Below are 18142 nucleotides of genomic sequence, written 5' to 3'. Positions count from 1 at the left end.
ATAGCCCTGTTAAAAGTCGAGGCGTTGGCTGCAACGTCTCTACATCAGACCTCTTGCATAAATCATAATTTTTGAAGAAGAACTCAAAACCCTATTTTAAAATTTTTAGCCGCTTGATGTAATATTCATTCCTCCTGGAAAATCTGTTTAATTCCTTCTACTAATCGTTCAATTCCTGCTGTTGCTGTTTCTTTTTTCAGGGCACCATAAGCAAGACGGATATAGCACCCGTCGGTCATGCCAAAGGTCATTCCCGGCAGCACAGCGACTTTATATCGTTCGATTAAGGTTTTAACTAATTCAAAATCGTTCATATCTGTATGAACTTTGAGAAAACAATAAAAAGCACCATCGGCCGCCGCCACCGTACATAAATTTTCAAGACTTTTTAGAGAGATTAAGACCACTTCTCGAACAGCCATCAGGTCTTGTAGATGCTTTTTACAGTAAGTTACTCCGACTTTTAAGGCTCCTAAAGCGGCATATTGAGAAATAACAGGAGGACAGATTAATATCGTATCTTGAATTTTTTTTACAGCCTCTAATAAATGTTCAGGAATCACCATATAACCAATGCGCCAACTGGCAAACCCATAAGCTTTTGAAAGACTATAAAGAGAGATAGTATAATTTTCACTTTCAGGAATTGAGCAAGGCGAGAAGGACTCAACTCCGTTGTAAGTAAAGTATTCATAAGCTTCATCATGAATATGATAAATGCCATGTTTTCGACAAATATCATTAACCCTTTCCAAACTGAACTGAGGATAAACAACGCCTGTAGGATTATTAGGAGAAATAGTCACCACTGCTTTAGTTTTATCGGTAATAGCGGCTTCTATAGCATCAGGACACAGTTGATAATTCAGGTCGGTATTGACTAAAATAGGCTGACAACCGGCCATTCTAATAGCCATTTCATGATTAAAATAATAGGGTGTATTAATAATAATTTCTTCTCCGGGTGAGGTAATAGCTAAAATAGCATTCATAAATGCCATATTTCCCCCGGCAGTAACCACAACGGCCCTGTTAGGATGAATGGTGATGCGGTTTTCTATTTTTAATTTCTCTTCCAGGGTAGCTAGTAGAGAAGGAATTCCCGGCACAGCTTTATATTTATGATTTTCTGTATCGGCGAGAAATTGAGAAATGGCGACGATGGCCTCATCTGGTGGTGGATAAAAAACCACACCCTGTCCTAAAGAGATTGTCCCTGGATTTTGTAAAATCAATTGTCCAACAACAGGAATAATGGGAGACTGTACCGCCTCCATGCGAGAATTGAGTCTTGGCATCATGATGGTTCATTCCTAGGCGGATACTCAACAAAGTAACTCTAAGATTAGGCAAAAGGCCACCTTACCCGTCAAAACTGAGGTAACCTGTTAGAGAGTTTAACTGTGTATCACCTCTTGTAAAATCGTTAATAATTCTTCTGAAGTATAAGGCTTCGGCAAAAAACCGTAAATACTCTTATTGACAGTTTGGTCAATTTGATCAATAGAAATTAGCCCGCTAGTAGCAATAATCTTAACCATTGGATTAATTTTTTCTAAAGTATAGATAGTGGTTGCCCCATCCATAGAAGGCATGACCATATCTATCAAAACCGCCGCTATTTTATCATAATGTTGAGCATAGAGTGCGATGGCTTCAACGCCATTAGTAGCAGTAAGTACCTGATAGCCGTAGGTTTTTAGCAAAGTTTTCGTAGTATAGCCAATATCCACTTCATCATCCACAATTAATATTAAGGCTCCGTTTCCTCTGGGTAAACTGGCGACAGGTTGGGGAATGACTGTGGTGATTTCTACGGCGGGCAAGAATATTTTAAAGTGACTTCCTTTTCCTACTTCGCTCAAAACTTTAATAAAACCGCCATGATTTTTGACAATATTCATAACAATAGAAAGCCCCAATCCGGTGCCTTTACCAATCTCTTTATTGGTAAAAAATGGCTCAAAAATTCGCTCTTTCATCTCTGAGGGAATGCCCATACCGGTGTCTAAGACGCTTATCACCACATAAGGCCCAATTTTGGCTTCTGGTTCGATGTTGCTATAAGCTTGGTCAATCATGAAATTTTTGGCTGCAATTGTCAATTTCCCACCGTCGGGCATGGCATCCCTTGCATTTAAGCAGAGGTTCATCAACATTTGATGTAACTGAGTGATATCCCCATTAATTGCCCAAATATCAGGCATGATATCCTGCTCGATGATAATGGTTTTCGGAAAAATTTCTTGCAGCATTTGTCGAATTTCTAAAATTAAAGAACTAACCAGTAGGATAGAATTCCGACCTTTAACCCCTCGAGAAAACATCAGAATTTGCTTAAGCAAACCCGCCCCACGTTGAGCATTAATTTCTATGATTTTCAACATCTGTTGCGTAGTCTCATCAAGGTGAGATAAATTTCTAACTAACAGTTGAGCCATGCCCAAAATCGGGGTAAGGATATTGTTTAAATCGTGAGAAATTCCACTGGACAGAGCGCCGATAATTTCTAAACGTTGGTTTTGCAGCCGCTTGGCTTCGATTTGTTTGTTTAAAGTGACATCAGTATTGACAATAAGGATAGATTTGAGGTTGTTTTTTTCATCCCGTACTAAAGACCAGCGACTGTCTACAATAATTTCTTTGCCGCTTTTAGTTAGTTGATAAATTTCTCCTTCCCAGCGATTTTTTTTAAAAAGATTTTGGTATATTTCTGGCAATTTATATAAAGATTCTGGAGACAAAAGTAGATTAAGATTTTTTAAGTGAGCTTCTTCTTTTGTCCAACCGTACAATTGCTCTGCTCCTCGATTCCAATAGACAATTTGGTCTTGGAGGTTTTGAACTAAAATTGCGTCGGTGGTGGCATCGAGTAGCGCGGCTTGTTCGTAGATTTTCTCTTGTGCTTGTTTTGCCTCGCTAATATCCCGTAACAACCAGTACAGTCTAATACTGTGTTCCTCAAAGTTAGCACTGATAGACATAGAGATGGCCACTGGCAAGGGTTCTTTGTCTCGGGGTTGTAACAGCGTTTCCCAGTTTTTGATTAAGTTCTTAGGGGGGTTGTTATTGTTTATTTTCAGGAGATTTTTATCCAAGGTTTGCTTAATTTGTGACCAGTAACTATTAAAAATTTCCTTGTCTGCCTGAGCGACAAAAATGTCTAGCGGCTTGTTGACCAAATATTTTTTACGTACGTTGAGTAAGCTGGCGGCTACATGATTTGCCTCGTGAATAATGCCTCGCTCATCGGTGACTAAATAGCCATCTGGAGCAAACTCAAATAAGTCTTGATAGTGCTGACTTAGCCTTTCGGCATCTTGACGAGCCAGATATAATTCTTCGTTCTGTTGCTGTAAGGTTTCTGTTGCCACCCGCAACTCTTCTAAAGCAATAGCTAATTCGGTGATAATCTCTGCCTGCAATTCAGGAGATGGATTTGAGGCTTCTTGAACAGTCTGCTGAATAGATTTCCAGCGTCGTTGTGCCGATTGAACTTGTTGCTCAAACTGTTTAAAAGTCATTATATTTATAATAATAAATTGAGCGGTTTGTTTGCTTATTTTTATTTTAGTAATCCTTCAATATTTGTCAGATTACTGTTGCCAAATAGAGATTTTTTTTGCTGACTAAAGCTCTAGGGATGATCTTGAGGTTAAAATTGGCTTAAAAAATTAATCATCAGATTGATTTAAGAATGCTTGAGATTCCTGCAATTGCTTTTCAACAAGTTTACTATATTCCCGAGCCGCTTTCACTTGCTCTTGAGTCTAGTGATAATAACACGATCACTTAAAAGGTAATATTATTATCTTGTTATGGACTAACGATAATCTGAGTTTTAACTTTCTACTTCCACCATAAGAAAGATTACTACCGATAAACTCAAGCTTGAGAGCGAAGGTAACGGTTTCGCGCTTGATTGGGAAAATTGAATTAAAAAGCTTAAAACTTGCCACTCGTATATTAAATTAATTAAGAAAAACGAGGGCCGGTTGATAGAATCATACCTTGCCCCCTGTTTAGGCTTTACGAAAAAGTAAGTGCCTAGCGATTTATATGGGAGATATCATTGAGCAGTGGAATAGGCTTGGTCAGCTTTTTTGTTTGGAGAAAAAACCCCCTGGTAACGACTGGCTATCAGAGCCAACATTAACCACCAAAGGGTGCTAATTTGGGGACGATACCAAACCGTATCCACACAACCATGAGCTAACATTCCTGCCATAGTAGCCACAGCAGCGATTAACCAAAAACCCTGAAGATTTGCTTGTTGACGTAAATCCTTAATTTGACGAACGCCCTGATTAATCGTTACCACCAGTAACCATAAAAAACAAGTAAAACCAATCACACCGGTTTCTACAGTAGTTTCTAAAAAGATAGAATAAGCACTCAAAGCGCTATATTTAGGGTGCATAAAAAGAGGATAAACTTTATTAAAAGCTTCATTACCGGGACCAATACCAATAATCGGGTAAGCCTTAATCATTTTAATAACAGAACCCCAAACATTCATTCTAAAATTATTACTACTATCTTCACGTCCGGCAAAAATACTCATCACCCTGATGCGTAGGGGATCAACGAACATCATCGCTATCAGAAGAAATGCGGCAAGAGTGCCTAAAACAATCGGAAGTAACCACTTTTGCCAAAAGGGAGGAAGGGAATCTTTATACCAGTAATACAGCAAGAGCAGAAAAACCAGAGAAAGCACCATTACGCCAATCCAGCCACCGCGACTCTGGGTATAGTATAAACAGGCAGTATTAACTAACAACATCGTCATAGCCAAAGTTTTTTGAAGCCAACCCTGCCACACAAACAGTGCTGCTGCACTTAAAGCAATCGCCGGTAATAAATAGCTGGCTAAAAGATTAGGATTGCCCAAATAACTATAGACTCGGGTGGTTCCTGCTAAATCTGAAAGGGGATCATTCCAAGTGGCTAACTGTTCCACTCCGGACAATTGTTGTCGCACCCCATAAACACTCACCACTAAAGCAACCAATAAATACACACTTACAATTAGAGAAGTAAGACGAGATGAGCGCAATACACGCGCCATCAGAGCAAACATCACTAAATATAAAGTCAGTTTAATCCAACCTTCAAAAGCGGCGGCTTTAACAGGAGAAAAAGCTACCGCCACCGTAGCAATTCCCCAATAGAGCAACACCAACAGATGAATAGGGGTGATACAAGCCCAATCTTGCTCTGATAAAGTCAGCAATAGCCAATATCCAGCACAAGCCGCCAGTAAAATTCCGATTAAACTGGTGGAGACAAACGGACTTAAAGCCAAAACCACACAGACGAGAGCCGCTCCTAAAGGTTCTGCCCACTGAAGTAACCAACTTGCGGAGTGCCAGTCTTTCAAAGAACCCACAAGATGATAGAGCCAACTTGCCCCACGCCATTGACTAGGGGATAATTGTACAAGAGTGATTCGTTTCCAGGCTGAAGTCATAAACAGTTATCACCGATCAAATATTATTGAGATTAGTTACCCATGATCAGAGGATAAGTGTCAAGACAATCTTGTTCCTTATCCAATGGAATCGTCTTGTGCAGCAACTTTAGGCAGGGTCAAAACATAACGATAACCGGACTCTGATGAACCTTGGATCATAATTTTGCCCCCGTGACTTTCTGCAAAGTGGCAGGCCAACAATAATCCTAACAATTGTTGAGGACTATGGTTTTTATCTAAAAGATTGCGGTCTTTTACATTATTTAAAGCTCTTTCTAAACAAGAAGCTGATAAAACATGATTTCCCACCTCTGGGTCGTAATATCCCAGTTGAGTTTTAAATTCTAAACCATCTGATTCTACCACTAGACCGTTTTTGAGGGGTTCAGCAAAAAGGTTAATCTGAGGTATGCCATCAGCTAACCAAGGATGAGACACCCAAACAGCGAGGTTAAGGGTTTTCGTTTTACGAGAAATGTGAATTCGCACTTCTCCGCCAGCATTAGAAGAGGTTAGAACACTGAGCATTAAATAATAAATTGCCTGTTGAGCCTTTTCTTTATCTAATAACCAAATCCGTTGCCCAGGTTCGACAGATAAACGCAGTTCTTGTCGTCTTGCCACCGCAACTTTTCCCAAATCATTGAGAATTTGCTGACAGAGCATCTCAACATTCACAGGATTTAAACTCAGTTGTGTTGAAAGATCTTCTGTGCCTCCTAAACGCAGAATTTCATCCACTAAAGAATTGAGTTGTTGCCCACTGTTATAGATAATATCTAAGTATTCTTTTTGCTTGCTAGTTAAAGAGCCAAAAACGCCCCCGAGTAATACACTCCCCATGCCAATAACTGAGGTTAAAGGCGCACGTAATTCTTGAGTCAGTTGTTTAAGTAATTTAAGTTTAATGGTATTGATAGAATTGGTGATCGTTGTTTTTATTGGTATATTATTATCCTGTTCAAAGACTGAAGTAGGCGTTTTTCTTTCTGGTGTTTGATCAACAATGACCCATTCATTGGTTTGCGCCGGCTGGTTTTTCAGTAAATGATCTCGTTCATATTCCCGTAAGCACCAACGGGCACTAAGCATTAAAAATTCTAGGTCTTTTTGCGTAAATTCACGAGGAACTAAGTCCATAACAGCCAGTGTTCCGATGCACCAACCATCTGCGGTAATTAAAGGACTGCCCAGATAAGAGCGGATTCCATAATGTTGAGCTAAGGTACTACGCGCAAAGACCTGATCACTATAAGTTTCGTAAATAACTAGGGGTTGGTGACTATCAACCACGTAGGTACAAAAAGCCTCTAGTCTAGGAATTTTGCGAGAAGATGCCAATTGATTCATTAATCCCAAATGTGACAGTCCAGCAGCCGACTTAAGCCAAACTTGCTCATAAACCATCAGTCCTAAAATACAGATGGGAACTTCCAGGTAACGGGCTACTGCTTGTGTTGCTTCCTCGAATACAGGAATGGTTTCTGCTTCTAGTAAACTAAGGTTTTTGAGGATACTGACTCGCTGCTGTTCTCTAATGGCAGGAGTTAGCCCATCCAAACGGCAAAAAAGTCTATTAATCGGATTTGACATACTGACTGTGAGTTTTAAATCTATTGCTTGCACTTGCATCACCCATCTCACTCAGTTTAAGGGTTAGAGAGTTATCAAAAATCCATCCGGTTTCTGGAATCATGCTTCATGCAGCAGGAAATCAACGAGTTTTACCTGACTAAGAAAGCTTAATCTCTAACGGGATGTTTTTTGATCTACTATCTATAAAGTTCCCTAGTGGACTTCAAAACAAACATTTTTAGTAAAAATTTTGCAAAAATGTTGACTATAGCTTTTGTTATTTCCAAGCCGTTTTTTAATTTCAGTAATTTTACGGTTTTTTTTGGAGCTACTAATTAAAGTTGTCTTGAAAAAATTTTTTTTAAACTCGTTGCTCTAACTAGCTTATGAATAAGCGGCTAAATTCAGCCTAAAAGATTAGAGATTATACTCTCGACTAGGATCTTTACAAAAAATAAATAATGATTTTTATCAGTTGCTAATTCAATTTAAAGATAACTGCTTTAAGGAGAGAGGAGGAGTATTCTTGTTAGAGCAAGAATTCGCGCCCCCGAGCTTAACTCCTAATAATTTAATTTACCTGCTCAAAAATAGGCAGAGAGTGCCGATATATTAGTTAAATTCCTAAATCTGCCACTACATTCACCAGTTAAATTCTGACCAGACGGGATGAGAGAATAAAGAGGCTGTTACTCGTACTCCTCTAAGTTGATTGAGTAGAGGCAGATGTCCTTGAGGAGCGCTCAGGTCCCAAATAAATTCATCTGGGTACTGAGTCCAGTTATTGCCATTTTTCCAGCCAATCTTAGGCCACAGTTTAGCAAAATCTTTACCGACAGACTGCCAAATCCGTCTTTGTACGGAAAATCCAAATTTTCCTTCTGAGTGAATCCACCACAAAGCGTTGAGGGTGTTTAAATCTGTACTGGGAAATTGCTCAACTTCTGTAAAATACAGCCACTTGCGTTGTATCGCCGCTTCCCCTGCTAATTCACAAAGTAACGAGCGAGTCAGATTGTCGGCCTCTTGAAAGTCGGCACGCGCTAGACATTGCTGTAAGGTTTGATAATCAATGTTACGCTCCGATTTTAAAGGAATGACTCCAGTGGGAAAGAAAGTTTGGCAAAATTCCTGAGTCGAGGGCCTATTGGCTTGGTATACTACTTGATAAGCTTTACCCACCACTAAGGCCAGGGAAGCACTCGCACCATTGGAGGATGACGAAAACTCGCCATTAACAGCATTAGACTGATGAGTTTTCAAAAATTCAATAAGTACGTTTAAACCAGCTTCTCCGCTACTGGCTAGTTGAGGAATGAGTTGAAGCTGATTTTTTTCAGACTCCAATTTAAACTGTCCCACGATTGACGAGACATTATCGCTACTATCTTGAACGCTCAAGGTTGTTTGGTCAGTCATGCCATCACCCGTTGACCTTTGTCTTTGTCTATTAATATTATCAGTCATTAGTCATTAGTCGTTAGTCATTAGCCGTTAGCCGTTAGGGGTTCTTGTGGTAGTATTCCTGTATTGCTGTCGAGTAATGACCCATGACCAATGACTATTGATTAATCATTCTCTTGCCCAAAAAATTCTGGGGGAGTTTCGAGGGTATAAATTTGTGTATATTGCTCAATGGCTTTTCGGATATACAGGGGTGTTTGGAACATTCCTAATAAGGTAACACCATCAATTAAACGTAAGCCGCCGCTTGTTTTTTCTTTTAAGAGTTGATCGATCACAAGGGGATCTGGACGGGTATTAATCGGTTCTGGAGAACAGAGGGTAAATCCCCAAGGAGAACCATAAGAGGCGGTTGGGGTAAAATAGGATAAGACATGGGGAAATACGGTTTTTAAGGTATTGACTAGGCGAGCGTGATATTTCACTGAAGGGGCTGAAACGGGTCCTGATTGAACAATTACATAGCCGCCGGGTGCTAAAACTCGCACTAATTTTTCAAAATATTCTTTGGCAAATAGCGCTAAGGATGGCCCTTCTTCCATTGGATCGGTTAAATCAGAGATGATAATATCCCATTGCTCTGTAGTGGTATCAAGAACCTGTAAAGCGTCTGCTACCACTAATTCAAAGCGAGGATCATCAAAGCTATTGGCGTGCATTTCTGGGAGATGTTCTCGACAAGCTTCGACCACTTCCCCATCAATATCAATCATCATCACTCGTTCAACGGTATTCCACCGTAAGACTTCCCGGGTGGTTGCTCCTTCACCTCCTCCCAATATTAGAACCTTTTTTGGGTTTTGATGGGTGATCATTACCGGTTGGACTAAGGCTTCATGATAAATGAATTCTTCTGCTGTGCAGGATTGCCATTGTCCGTTGAGAACTAAGGCTTTGCCAAATATGCCGCTTTCTACAATATACATTTCTTGATAAGCGGTGTTTTTAGCGGCTAGGACACGGGTAATCCCATGACTATAAATATCCCAAGGGGTGATATACTCATTAATCCATAAATCGGCTTTGACTTCGCTACCAGCCATAATTACCCTCCCTGAAGTGTTGGCACAAGTATCTATACATATCACAAAACGGGGGGCTTGTTAATAACTTTTAAGGATTTGAACTTCTCACCCCCTATATCATACAGAAGAGTTAAAAACAAAGTTTAAACTAGACTGGAGATTATGATGACTGACTCTAGAGTAATGCCTGACCCTGATAAACTGAAGAAAACTCTCGAGCGCTCTCGTCACCGTCGTAAAGAGTTGGAATTGTTACAGCTAGAGCTAGAAGAATTGATTGTATCTTTAGAAATGGAAAGTAGGAAACAGCGAAAGGAACAATTACAGCAGTATTTTAAGACACTATAGAATTTAAGGTTAAGCTGATCGCTAAAATCAGTACATTTTTAATTTCTAAGCAGTTTATTTAAGAGTTTTTTGAATTAGATAATAAAGTCCGAAGTGCATGATTGACGGCTTCTGAGGTGGTGAAAACAGCCGCCACATCGGGATCTAGTGTAACTGTTATAGGAGTTTGAGAATTTGGAGTAGCGAAGTGATGAGGTTTGGCTTGATTATCTTCTAAAATATCTGTGATATTTATTTTATTTTCTATATCATTTTGCAGAGCATCTATTGATAAGCCGCGACTATTAAGATAGTATAAAATTGCTTCAATGGGGTCGGGAGGAGCGATGGGATAATGAATTTTTTCATAAGCTTCTACTAAAGTGGTTAGAAGGTCTAAGCGTTCGTATTCAGGAGTATTGGGTTGAGCATCAAATAGACTTTCTATTTCAGCTAATGCTTTTTGATAATCCGTTTCTGTTTTAATAGGTTTTAGTAGCATTGATTCATCTCCTTAAATTGTTTCTGCATCTATTTTGTCATAGTCTTAGTGGGTTCCAATAAAACGGATAAAAACAATACTAATATCGTAACGAATATGAACAATTAATCGATAGTCATTACCTTTGATGTTAAAAATAACTCGATTATTAGCAATAATGCTGGCATTACGATAAGTTTGTTTTATATCTGATGGATTGGCGGTTGCTATAACTTACTAATGGAATTTCGTCAGGACAGGGAACATAAGTATTAATTTTAGTCTCCCGAGAAGCATTTACTGACTTTGCTTAAGTCCGTAAACTTCGATTGTCAAAATATAGTTTTTTATGTTAACTAATTTTAAAACTTCTAGCTGGCAAGCATTTCATTAATTCGTTAATAAATTTCTCAAAACCCTGAAAACCTTACGGAGAAAGGTAAATGAGCATGAGCCAGCCTAATGTTATTCGCATTCTGATTGCTGACGATCATCCTATTTTCAGACTAGCTTTAAAAAAGTTGCTCGAATGTGAGCGAGACATTACTGTAGTGGCGCAAGCTGAGGACGGGCGAGAAGCGTTAACACTTTTCGCTCAACATCGCCCAGACGTGACACTGATGGATTTGCGAATGCCTATTATGGAAGGGGCTGATGCGATCGCGGCTATCCGTGCTAAGTTTAAACAGGCTCGGATTATTGTGTTTAGTACCTACGACGGTGATGAGAATATCTATCGTGGACTGCGCTCCGGTGCTAAGGGTTATATTTTTAAGGGGGCTGAACCCCATGAACTCCTGAAAGCTATTCGCACTGTACATAAGGGTCAAAAGTATATTCCGCCCAATATAGCGGCTAAGTTGGCAGAGCGGCTAGGCAGTTCCCCGTTGAGTAATCGGGAGTTGGAGGTGTTGCGGCTGATTGCTAAGGGTAAGAGTAACTCCGAGATTAGTCAGGATTTAAGTATTGCTGAGAGTACCGTTAGGTTCCATCTCAAAAATATTTTTAGCAAGCTGGATGTTGGCGATCGCACTCAGGCGCTAGTTACGGCACTGAATCGGGGGATTGTGCGGCTGTAGTTTTTATGTAGGCGACCTCACAATTTGATAGGTTTAAAACTCAACACTGAGATAGTGACAATGTTGAGATCTTTGTTTATTCTCAGAGTATCCACTTAGTTTTGATTTGTACAGATGTAAGAAAAGCGATCAAAATTCAGAGGCTGCGATTTTCTACCAATTCTTGAAAATCAAACTACAGTTTTTGAGGCATCTTTTACGAATACTACAATTTTATAAATTTCTTGTTTAGTTAAAATTTACAGATGGTATTACTTGATAAATAATGATAGGAAAGAGAATGATTTTATTATTTAAATTAGTAGATCCTAGGCAACTGTTAGATTTTGTGAGATTTATACATGAGCAACTTTATGTACGTATTTTTGGTAAAAATGCGGAGTGGTTTTCTTGGATAATTTTAGGGATTTTTGTTTATTGGATTTTTTATATAATTATTTATTTCACAAGTAAAAAATAAGGTAAATATAACCCACTGATTATTAATACATTTTGATAATTTTAAAATTAAAAATAAAGCTAGCGACAAAGAAATTTTGGCAGCTATTCCTCAAGGTCTACGTCTAGATGTTGAAATGCGTAAAATTAGAGAAGCTATTGAACGAGCTACAAGGCGCGAGGTATTTAAAATTGAAGTGAGAACTGCTGTACGTTCTCAAGATATACGTCGTACAATTGAAGAGGAGCAGCCTCAAATCGTTCATATTTGTGGACACGGGATGAAAGATGGCAGTTTGTTATTAGAGGATGATGGGGAAAATAACATACCTGTGTCACCACAAGGGTTGGCATCGTTGTTTAAATTACACACTAATTATGTTAAGTGCGTCTTGCTTAATACTTGTTATTCAGAAAAATCGGCGGTTGCTATTAGCCAATATATTAATTATGTGATTGGTATGAACAATTCAATCAAAGATCAAGCAGCAATTGCATTTGCTCAAGGCTTTTATGATGGGTTGGGTTATAAAAGTTATGGTACTCAAGATGTATTTCAACGGGCTTTTGATGAAGGTATGGTTGCTATTGAAATGGAACACATTTCGCAGGAATTAATACCAGTGTTTAAAAAAAAATAAAACTGATAACAGACAAAAAAGAATAAATTTTTATTATCTCATACACCCTCAACGCTATCCCTAACAATTCTCAAATCATTTGGAAAAATAGGTAAGGTTAATAAATATGCAATTATCCGGTTCACATCTAGAAGAAATACAAACTGCTTTAATTGATGCTTTTCCTAATAAGTTTGAACTTCAACAATTTTTAAGATTTAAGTTAGAGAAAAATCTGACTGTTATAGCAGATGGAGATAGTTTAACACAAATTGTTTTTCAATTAGTACAAACAGCATATTCTCAAGGATGGATTGAAAATTTAGTTTTTGAAGCTGTGAACCATAATCCCGGCAATAAACGTCTAAAAATCATAGTAGTTAATTACTTTGGAAATTCTATTAAGGAAATGGGCAGGGAATTAGGGTTAATGTTTTATCGCCTTCTTTTTGAGGAGTTTTTATATAACGATGGCGTTATTTCTCCTGCCGAATTATTAATACTGGAAGATATCAAAGAAAGTTTTGAATTAACAACAGAAGAAACTTCTACAATTCAAAATGAATTATTTGAACCTATTGCGACACTTAAAAAAAACTTGAATGCCTACTTATCATGTTACGTAGCTCTAATCAAAGAACAGGGATATCCTTTAAATGCCAACGCTCAAGATGAATTAAGAATGTTGCGCTCATATTATGAGCTTGACGATGATTTAGTAGCAAAATATGAAAATAAAATAAAGTCAGACTTAAATTTATTATCCGACAATCACACACGAACAATGAACTGGCAAAGTAGTTTATTTAGGGTGTGGTCAAAACTATTTGGTTAATATCTTTAAGCTTTTGATTGTTCTAAAACCTAAATCTTCAGAGCTTTATCAAACCGCATCATTTTCCAACGGTGATCGTACCTTTGGTGATAAAGTTAAAGCCAGCGATTACAGATAACTAAACATTTTCTTCTGTACTTGCCTATTATTTCATAGGTAAATACTTCGAGTTACTGCTGATTTTGCAACCAAACTGCCAAGTCAGATATTTCCGAAAAGTCAAACAGTGCATCGCTTAAATCATCTAACTGGTTAATCGATAGCGCTTGAAGCCGCCCCTGTAATTGAGCAGAAATTGTACCAAAGCGGCGTGAAAGTAGGCGAGTTAAAATTTGTAACTTGCCTTTTTTAGCACCTTTTTCCAGTATTTCTTGATAAATTGGTGACTCTTCCATTAGTTCCTCCCTAAAATACTGACGAATTAGTTATGGATCAAACTTTAAGGCGGCTAACACTTCTACGCAAAAATCACTTCCAACAACAGTTTAATACCATTCTTGTCGAGTCCGCGAAACCCATTCCTGAGCATCCTCGCCTAATAGTGGATAGGGAGCCATACCCTTCAAATCGCTCCACTTGCGTTTTGGTTGAGCTTGGTTGATATGCTTTTTTATATGCTCCACCAAATGTCCTATCACTGTCAATTGCTCTTCTGGAGTCAGTTGCTCAATCTCGCTTAAAATTTTTTCAAGTGATAGACTCATCAGTACCTAGACTTTCATTAAAGTTAACCCTAAGACCAAACAATATTTGCGGCTACACACTTCTAATGATAGGTTTAAAACCGGCGATCGCTACTTACCCTTAACGAGGCAAAACATCATCTAAGCGAAGTTGAAGACCGGACAAAAGCGGTGAAGTAATTAATTGATTTAGTCGGTATTGTTGTTGAGTATAAGTATCTTCATCGAGTTGACAAACCGTGAAAGTAGGTTGTTTGGGTTTACCAATAAATGCCACACCGCCTAGTCCTCGATAATCCACAATCCAATATTCAGGAATTCCCAATAGTGCATATTCCTCAACCTTGCGAGCATAGTCAGTTTCCCAGTTGGTGCTAACGACTTCCACCACCAGTTTAATTGAGCGTCCAAGAGTAATTACGGGTTCTCGTTCCCACAGGGGTTCCCGATCAAGAACGGTTTCATCGAGAACCACCACATCAGGACGACGAACTGTCGCGGCATCTGCAAACGGGTAAATCAGACAAGTGCGAGGAATAAACCAGGGGAGTTGTTCTGCAACAAGGTAAATCCCTATTTGGGTGGCAAGTTTGCCGCTCACCGTTTCGTGAGGGCCAGTGGGTTCCATGTCGATTAGTTCTCCGTCTGCTAATTCATAGCGGTGATTTTGTCGGTATTGAAAGAGAAAATCTTCTAAAGTGAGTGTTTTTGAGGAGATAATTGTCATGGGGGTCAATCTCCTGATGCTAAGTCCTGTGTGATTATAAGTTAGGTTTCAAGTGATAGACTCATCAATTTTATCCTATATTTATAATTCTCTTTCAACTGTCCATTTCATTGTTCAAACCTCCTGATTACTGCTGATTTTGCAACCAAACTGCCAAGTCAGATATTTCCGAAAAGTCAAACAAAGCATCGCTTAAATCATCTAACTGGTTAATCGACAGTGCTTGAAGCCGCCCCTGTAATTGGGCAGAAATTGTACCAAAGCGCCGTGAAAGTTGTCGAGTTAAAATTTGTAACTTACCTTTCTTAGCACCTTTTTCGAGTATTTGTTGATAAATTGGTGACTCTTCCCTTATTTCCTCCCTAAAATACTGGCGAATTAGTTGCTTATCGAATTTTAAGGCAGCCAACACTTCTATGCAAAAACCACTTTCACCACCAGTTTAAGCGATCGCTCCTGCATCATTACGGGTTCTCGCTTTCCAACTCAGACACCACCAAAACCCTCAACTCCGTCACTCGCTTCAAAGCCGCATCATTCGTTAAAAACGCCTCACAACCAGCCATTAAAGCCGCCGCCACCTGCAACGCATCGGGTAACTGAAGGTTATAACGAACCCGAAGTCTTGCCGCTTCTCGCGCAATAGCGGCATTAATATCCACAAAAACCACTTGTTCTTGCTGCAACACATCCACAAAAGCTTGCTCTAAGTCAGCTAACCCCAGACGTATAGCACCTACCAAACACTCTGATAACGTTATCCCAGATACCACTGCTGTAATGTCAGCTTCCAATCGTTCAAAAATTGGATCGACTAAATCCACAAACTGCGGATTGCGTTCTATAAAATAAATTACGGGTGCTGTATCGAGAAACAAGCGAGAAACATTCACTAAAGCATCACTAATCCTCATTCTTCTCCTCGCAACAACCGTTCTCGATGCTCATCTCCTTCTTGTCGAGTCCGCGAAACCCATTCCTGAGCATCCTCGCCTAATAGCGGATAGGGAGCCATACCCTTCAAATCGCTCCACTTGCGTTTTGATTGAGCTTGGTTGATATGCTTTTTTATATGCTCCACCAAATGTCCCATCACCGTCAATTGTTCTTCTGGAGTCAGTTGCTCAATCTCGCTTAAAATTTTTTCAAGTGATAGACTCATCAATTTTATCCTATATTCATAATTCTCTTTCAAGTGTCCATTTCATTTTTCAAACCTCCTGATTACTGCTGATTTTGCAACCAAACTGCCAAGTCAGATATTTCCGAAAAGTCAAACAGTGCATCGCTTAAATCATCTAACTGGTTAATCGACAGTGCTTGAAGCCGCCCCTGTAATTGAGCAGAAATTGCACCAAAGCGCCGTGAAAGTTGTCGAGTTAAAATTTGTAACTTACCTTTTTTAGCACCTTTTTCGAGTATTTCTTGATAAATTGGTGACTCTTCCCTTATTTCCTCCCTAAAATACTGACGAATTAGTTGCTTATCGAATTTTAAGGCAGCCAACACTTCTATGCAAGCTGTAATGTTTTTCTGTTGTTCGGGTTCTTCGATTTTACCTATTTCTACAGCAACTTGTTCTAATAAAACTTCTGGTGCATCTGTAGAAGCCAAAACCGCTAAAGGTAGCAGTGCAGGATTAGCTAAAAGCGGCTTTGGGTCTTGCTCCCACAAGCGTATAATTCTATATTGATGTCTTGTATTCTCAACGGCAAGCTCATTGATATAAACAGCAGGGGAATCCGTTTGTTTTAGAAAAATAACAACTTGTTCGATGGGACATTCGTATTTTCGATATATTCTCAACCAATAATCCAGCATCCTCACAGGAAGAGATGGTTTTGATTTAGGAACAGTTTGAAACTCCAAATGTAGGATGCTACCTCGTTCTGGTAGTTGAAATAAAGCATCAGAACGAATTGGTTCTAAGCTTAATTCTGTCGGTAAAACCTGAATATTTGTTTCAGCAGAATTAAGCAACCACTGTACAAAAGGCAATGGATACTCAGATGTTAAAAATCGGCAGATGTTATCGTATGCCAAGGGTATTTACTCAAAATGGATCAAACAGATTTTAGTACTAATTGCTAGTCATCGCTTCGCAGTGGGATTTCTAAACTATAATTTTCTTCGCTACATAACTCCTGAAGTTCTTTAAAGACTTGAGCTAGAGATGTTTGTGAAGTTTTTTGCCGCCACTTTAAAAATTCACAGAAAAGCTCAGGAGCTACAATTGCCGCTACTAATTTCTTATCAGTATAAAGTAGCTGAGGCTCAAGACCTAAAGCATTAATGATCGAGGGTAGCTGTTTTTCGGCTTCTTCAACTGTCTATTTCATTTTTTAAATCTCCCAATTATGATATTATATATACTGTGACATAAGCCCTAGTTAAAAATTGTTTGAGGGCAGTTTAAAGAGCATAAATATATTATTTTTAGGAGCGGCGCTAGAGAGCAATAGTCTGAATACAATCCTTATTATCAAAAGACGGATTATTAACTAAATTACTAACAGGAGCGGCTTTCATTTCCTGACTCGAAAATGGCTTTAAGACAGATTGAAGTTCCTCTAAATCAGTAAGGGTTGGGTCTAGCCATTGATCATAACTTTTTTTAGGCAAAATAACCGGCATCCGCTCATGAATCGGCTGTACTAAATCATTCGCTGTGGTGGTAATAATCGTACAAGAAATGATTAACTCTGCGGCTGGTGACTTCCAGGTTTCCCACAGTCCAGCAAAAGCGAAGGGTTGAGCCTCTAAAGTTTGGAAATAATAGGGTTGCTTAGATGCTCCTTCTTTTTTCCATTCATAAAACCCATCAGCAATAATCAGGCAACGTCTATGTTTAAAAGCGCTCTTGAAAGAGGGTTTTTCCGATACAGTTTCTGCTCTAGCATTAATCAAGCGATTACCGATTTTTAGATCTTTGGCCCAACTGGGAATTAAACCCCAGCGCATTTTTTTCCACTCTCGAGGTGAATTAAGCTCTTGAACCATCGTTAATACTGGTTGAGTTGGGGCGAGATTATAGCGAGGATTTAGTTCAAGCGCTAAAGGTAAATTAAAATTATCACCAATAGTAGCGGCTGAGTGAGTTAAAGTAAATCGTCCACACATAAGCTGTCACGCATTTAATTTGTTCTTTGTAGCGGGGTGTAGGGGGAAGAGTTTTAGGGTTTGTTTCCTAAGATCATAATATCCAGTTTAAATGGACAACAGCTTAAAAATCTGATTTAAGTTCAATCTTTTAATGAGAAAAGCGCCTGGGAGTCTTGCCGTGTTTCGACCCCAAACGCTTTTCTACATTTCTCCTCACACCGAATCTTTGTCTATAACTATATAACAAAATTTCTGCTATGTGTCTACCTTTATCTAAAAGATCAGAAAAAATTAATCTTTAGGAATAGAT

Annotated in this window: 20 protein-coding genes; 4 read left to right on the top strand and 16 right to left on the bottom strand. The window is 38.9% G+C overall.

Annotated elements, in window-relative coordinates:
- Positions 1 to 125 precede the first annotated feature (125 nt).
- The 6 genes from CYAN7822_RS23675 to CYAN7822_RS23650 all read right to left on the bottom strand — a co-directional run bounded on the left by CYAN7822_RS23675 (position 126) and on the right by CYAN7822_RS23650 (position 9558).
- Positions 126 to 1298 carry a pyridoxal phosphate-dependent aminotransferase gene (locus CYAN7822_RS23675; protein ID WP_041933368.1) on the bottom strand — a complete coding sequence of 391 codons (1173 nt, stop codon included), beginning with the start codon at positions 1296 to 1298 and terminating at the stop codon, positions 126 to 128.
- Positions 1299 to 1397: 99 nt separating this feature from the next.
- Complete coding sequence (locus tag CYAN7822_RS23670; protein WP_013324769.1) at positions 1398 to 3524, bottom strand: PAS domain-containing hybrid sensor histidine kinase/response regulator; 2127 nt, start codon at positions 3522 to 3524, stop codon at positions 1398 to 1400.
- Positions 3525 to 4069: 545 nt separating this feature from the next.
- Positions 4070 to 5473 (bottom strand): IctB family putative bicarbonate transporter, encoded by a 1404-nt coding sequence (locus CYAN7822_RS23665; protein ID WP_013324768.1) that lies wholly within the window; start codon positions 5471 to 5473, stop codon positions 4070 to 4072.
- A gap of 78 nt (positions 5474 to 5551) precedes the next feature.
- A complete protein-coding gene (locus CYAN7822_RS23660; RefSeq protein WP_013324767.1) occupies positions 5552 to 7108 on the bottom strand; it encodes a GAF domain-containing sensor histidine kinase in 1557 nt (518 codons plus the stop codon).
- A 585-nt stretch (positions 7109 to 7693) separates the two neighbouring features.
- Positions 7694 to 8470, bottom strand: a complete 777-nt coding sequence (locus CYAN7822_RS23655; protein ID WP_013324766.1) for a GUN4 domain-containing protein — start codon at positions 8468 to 8470, stop codon at positions 7694 to 7696.
- Positions 8471 to 8619: 149 nt separating this feature from the next.
- Positions 8620 to 9558, bottom strand: a complete 939-nt coding sequence (locus tag CYAN7822_RS23650; protein ID WP_013324765.1) for a spermine/spermidine synthase domain-containing protein — start codon at positions 9556 to 9558, stop codon at positions 8620 to 8622.
- A gap of 144 nt (positions 9559 to 9702) precedes the next feature.
- Here CYAN7822_RS23650 and CYAN7822_RS23645 point away from each other — a divergent pair, with 144 nt between their 5' ends.
- Entirely contained in the window at positions 9703 to 9888 is a 186-nt protein-coding gene (locus CYAN7822_RS23645) for a hypothetical protein (protein ID WP_157871841.1), read from the top strand.
- 58 nt (positions 9889 to 9946) lie between these two features.
- On the opposite strand, the gene CYAN7822_RS39605 is transcribed toward CYAN7822_RS23645, so the two are convergent.
- Positions 9947 to 10369 carry a helix-turn-helix domain-containing protein gene (locus CYAN7822_RS39605; protein ID WP_013324763.1) on the bottom strand — a complete coding sequence of 141 codons (423 nt, stop codon included), beginning with the start codon at positions 10367 to 10369 and terminating at the stop codon, positions 9947 to 9949.
- A 45-nt stretch (positions 10370 to 10414) separates the two neighbouring features.
- Entirely contained in the window at positions 10415 to 10579 is a 165-nt protein-coding gene (locus CYAN7822_RS35985) for a type II toxin-antitoxin system HigB family toxin (RefSeq protein WP_071881445.1), read from the bottom strand.
- 218 nt (positions 10580 to 10797) lie between these two features.
- Between CYAN7822_RS35985 and CYAN7822_RS23635 the strand changes: the two genes are divergently transcribed.
- The 3 genes from CYAN7822_RS23635 (at position 10798) to CYAN7822_RS23620 (ending at position 13320) form a co-directional block, all read left to right on the top strand.
- Positions 10798 to 11427: a response regulator gene (locus tag CYAN7822_RS23635; protein ID WP_041933366.1), complete on the top strand. Its 630-nt coding sequence runs from the start codon at positions 10798 to 10800 to the stop codon at positions 11425 to 11427.
- A 536-nt stretch (positions 11428 to 11963) separates the two neighbouring features.
- Positions 11964 to 12506 carry a CHAT domain-containing protein gene (locus tag CYAN7822_RS23625; protein WP_013324760.1) on the top strand — a complete coding sequence of 181 codons (543 nt, stop codon included), beginning with the start codon at positions 11964 to 11966 and terminating at the stop codon, positions 12504 to 12506.
- 106 nt (positions 12507 to 12612) lie between these two features.
- Positions 12613 to 13320 (top strand): effector-associated domain EAD1-containing protein, encoded by a 708-nt coding sequence (locus CYAN7822_RS23620; RefSeq protein WP_013324759.1) that lies wholly within the window; start codon positions 12613 to 12615, stop codon positions 13318 to 13320.
- Between the two features lie 170 nt (positions 13321 to 13490).
- Here CYAN7822_RS23620 and CYAN7822_RS23615 read toward each other — a convergent pair whose 3' ends face one another.
- The 8 genes from CYAN7822_RS23615 to CYAN7822_RS23580 all read right to left on the bottom strand — a co-directional run bounded on the left by CYAN7822_RS23615 (position 13491) and on the right by CYAN7822_RS23580 (position 17850).
- Positions 13491 to 13715 carry a DUF4351 domain-containing protein gene (locus tag CYAN7822_RS23615; protein ID WP_049802626.1) on the bottom strand — a complete coding sequence of 75 codons (225 nt, stop codon included), beginning with the start codon at positions 13713 to 13715 and terminating at the stop codon, positions 13491 to 13493.
- A 90-nt stretch (positions 13716 to 13805) separates the two neighbouring features.
- Complete coding sequence (locus tag CYAN7822_RS23610; RefSeq protein ID WP_013324758.1) at positions 13806 to 14024, bottom strand: hypothetical protein; 219 nt, start codon at positions 14022 to 14024, stop codon at positions 13806 to 13808.
- 100 nt (positions 14025 to 14124) lie between these two features.
- On the bottom strand, positions 14125 to 14730 hold the full coding sequence (locus CYAN7822_RS23605) for a Uma2 family endonuclease (RefSeq protein ID WP_013324757.1): 606 nt from the start codon (positions 14728 to 14730) through the stop codon (positions 14125 to 14127).
- Between the two features lie 127 nt (positions 14731 to 14857).
- Positions 14858 to 15142 (bottom strand): DUF4351 domain-containing protein, encoded by a 285-nt coding sequence (locus CYAN7822_RS23600; RefSeq protein WP_013324756.1) that lies wholly within the window; start codon positions 15140 to 15142, stop codon positions 14858 to 14860.
- A gap of 52 nt (positions 15143 to 15194) precedes the next feature.
- The gene (locus CYAN7822_RS23595) at positions 15195 to 15644 is read right to left on the bottom strand and encodes a type II toxin-antitoxin system VapC family toxin (protein ID WP_013324755.1); all 450 of its coding nucleotides are present in this window, start codon (positions 15642 to 15644) and stop codon (positions 15195 to 15197) included.
- Positions 15641 to 15892, bottom strand: coding sequence for a hypothetical protein (locus tag CYAN7822_RS23590; RefSeq protein WP_013324754.1), 252 nt, complete (start codon positions 15890 to 15892; stop codon positions 15641 to 15643). Before CYAN7822_RS23590 ends, CYAN7822_RS23595 begins: the two co-directional genes overlap by 4 nt.
- Before the next feature lie 62 nt (positions 15893 to 15954).
- Positions 15955 to 16773, bottom strand: a complete 819-nt coding sequence (locus CYAN7822_RS23585; RefSeq protein WP_013324753.1) for a DUF4351 domain-containing protein — start codon at positions 16771 to 16773, stop codon at positions 15955 to 15957.
- 405 nt (positions 16774 to 17178) lie between these two features.
- Positions 17179 to 17850 (bottom strand): SOS response-associated peptidase, encoded by a 672-nt coding sequence (locus CYAN7822_RS23580; RefSeq protein ID WP_013324752.1) that lies wholly within the window; start codon positions 17848 to 17850, stop codon positions 17179 to 17181.
- Between the last annotated feature and the right edge of the window lie 292 nt (positions 17851 to 18142).

This window comes from Gloeothece verrucosa PCC 7822, assembly GCF_000147335.1.
GTDB classification, from domain to species: Bacteria; Cyanobacteriota; Cyanobacteriia; order Cyanobacteriales; family Microcystaceae; genus Gloeothece; species Gloeothece verrucosa.
The sequence above is the reverse complement of the archived record's forward strand: the minus strand, read 5'-3'. Positions and strand labels throughout refer to the sequence as shown.

What these genes read in the sequence shown, in the direction of transcription:
- CYAN7822_RS23595 (WP_013324755.1), bottom strand. Translation starts at nt 15,644, where the DNA reads ATGAGGATTAGTGATGCTTTAGTGAATGTTTCTCGCTTGTTTCTCGAT.
- CYAN7822_RS23620 (WP_013324759.1), top strand. Translation starts at nt 12,613, where the DNA reads ATGCAATTATCCGGTTCACATCTAGAAGAAATACAAACTGCTTTAATT.
- CYAN7822_RS23665 (WP_013324768.1), bottom strand. Translation starts at nt 5,473, where the DNA reads ATGACTTCAGCCTGGAAACGAATCACTCTTGTACAATTATCCCCTAGT.
- CYAN7822_RS23615 (WP_049802626.1), bottom strand. Translation starts at nt 13,715, where the DNA reads ATGGAAGAGTCACCAATTTATCAAGAAATACTGGAAAAAGGTGCTAAA.
- CYAN7822_RS23645 (WP_157871841.1), top strand. Translation starts at nt 9,703, where the DNA reads ATGATGACTGACTCTAGAGTAATGCCTGACCCTGATAAACTGAAGAAA.
- CYAN7822_RS23660 (WP_013324767.1), bottom strand. Translation starts at nt 7,108, where the DNA reads ATGCAAGTGCAAGCAATAGATTTAAAACTCACAGTCAGTATGTCAAAT.
- CYAN7822_RS39605 (WP_013324763.1), bottom strand. Translation starts at nt 10,369, where the DNA reads ATGCTACTAAAACCTATTAAAACAGAAACGGATTATCAAAAAGCATTA.
- CYAN7822_RS23670 (WP_013324769.1), bottom strand. Translation starts at nt 3,524, where the DNA reads ATGACTTTTAAACAGTTTGAGCAACAAGTTCAATCGGCACAACGACGC.
- CYAN7822_RS23635 (WP_041933366.1), top strand. Translation starts at nt 10,798, where the DNA reads ATGAGCCAGCCTAATGTTATTCGCATTCTGATTGCTGACGATCATCCT.
- CYAN7822_RS23675 (WP_041933368.1), bottom strand. Translation starts at nt 1,298, where the DNA reads ATGCCAAGACTCAATTCTCGCATGGAGGCGGTACAGTCTCCCATTATT.
- CYAN7822_RS23655 (WP_013324766.1), bottom strand. Translation starts at nt 8,470, where the DNA reads ATGACTGACCAAACAACCTTGAGCGTTCAAGATAGTAGCGATAATGTC.
- CYAN7822_RS23580 (WP_013324752.1), bottom strand. Translation starts at nt 17,850, where the DNA reads ATGTGTGGACGATTTACTTTAACTCACTCAGCCGCTACTATTGGTGAT.
- CYAN7822_RS23650 (WP_013324765.1), bottom strand. Translation starts at nt 9,558, where the DNA reads ATGGCTGGTAGCGAAGTCAAAGCCGATTTATGGATTAATGAGTATATC.
- CYAN7822_RS23605 (WP_013324757.1), bottom strand. Translation starts at nt 14,730, where the DNA reads ATGACAATTATCTCCTCAAAAACACTCACTTTAGAAGATTTTCTCTTT.
- CYAN7822_RS23610 (WP_013324758.1), bottom strand. Translation starts at nt 14,024, where the DNA reads ATGAGTCTATCACTTGAAAAAATTTTAAGCGAGATTGAGCAACTGACT.
- CYAN7822_RS23590 (WP_013324754.1), bottom strand. Translation starts at nt 15,892, where the DNA reads ATGAGTCTATCACTTGAAAAAATTTTAAGCGAGATTGAGCAACTGACT.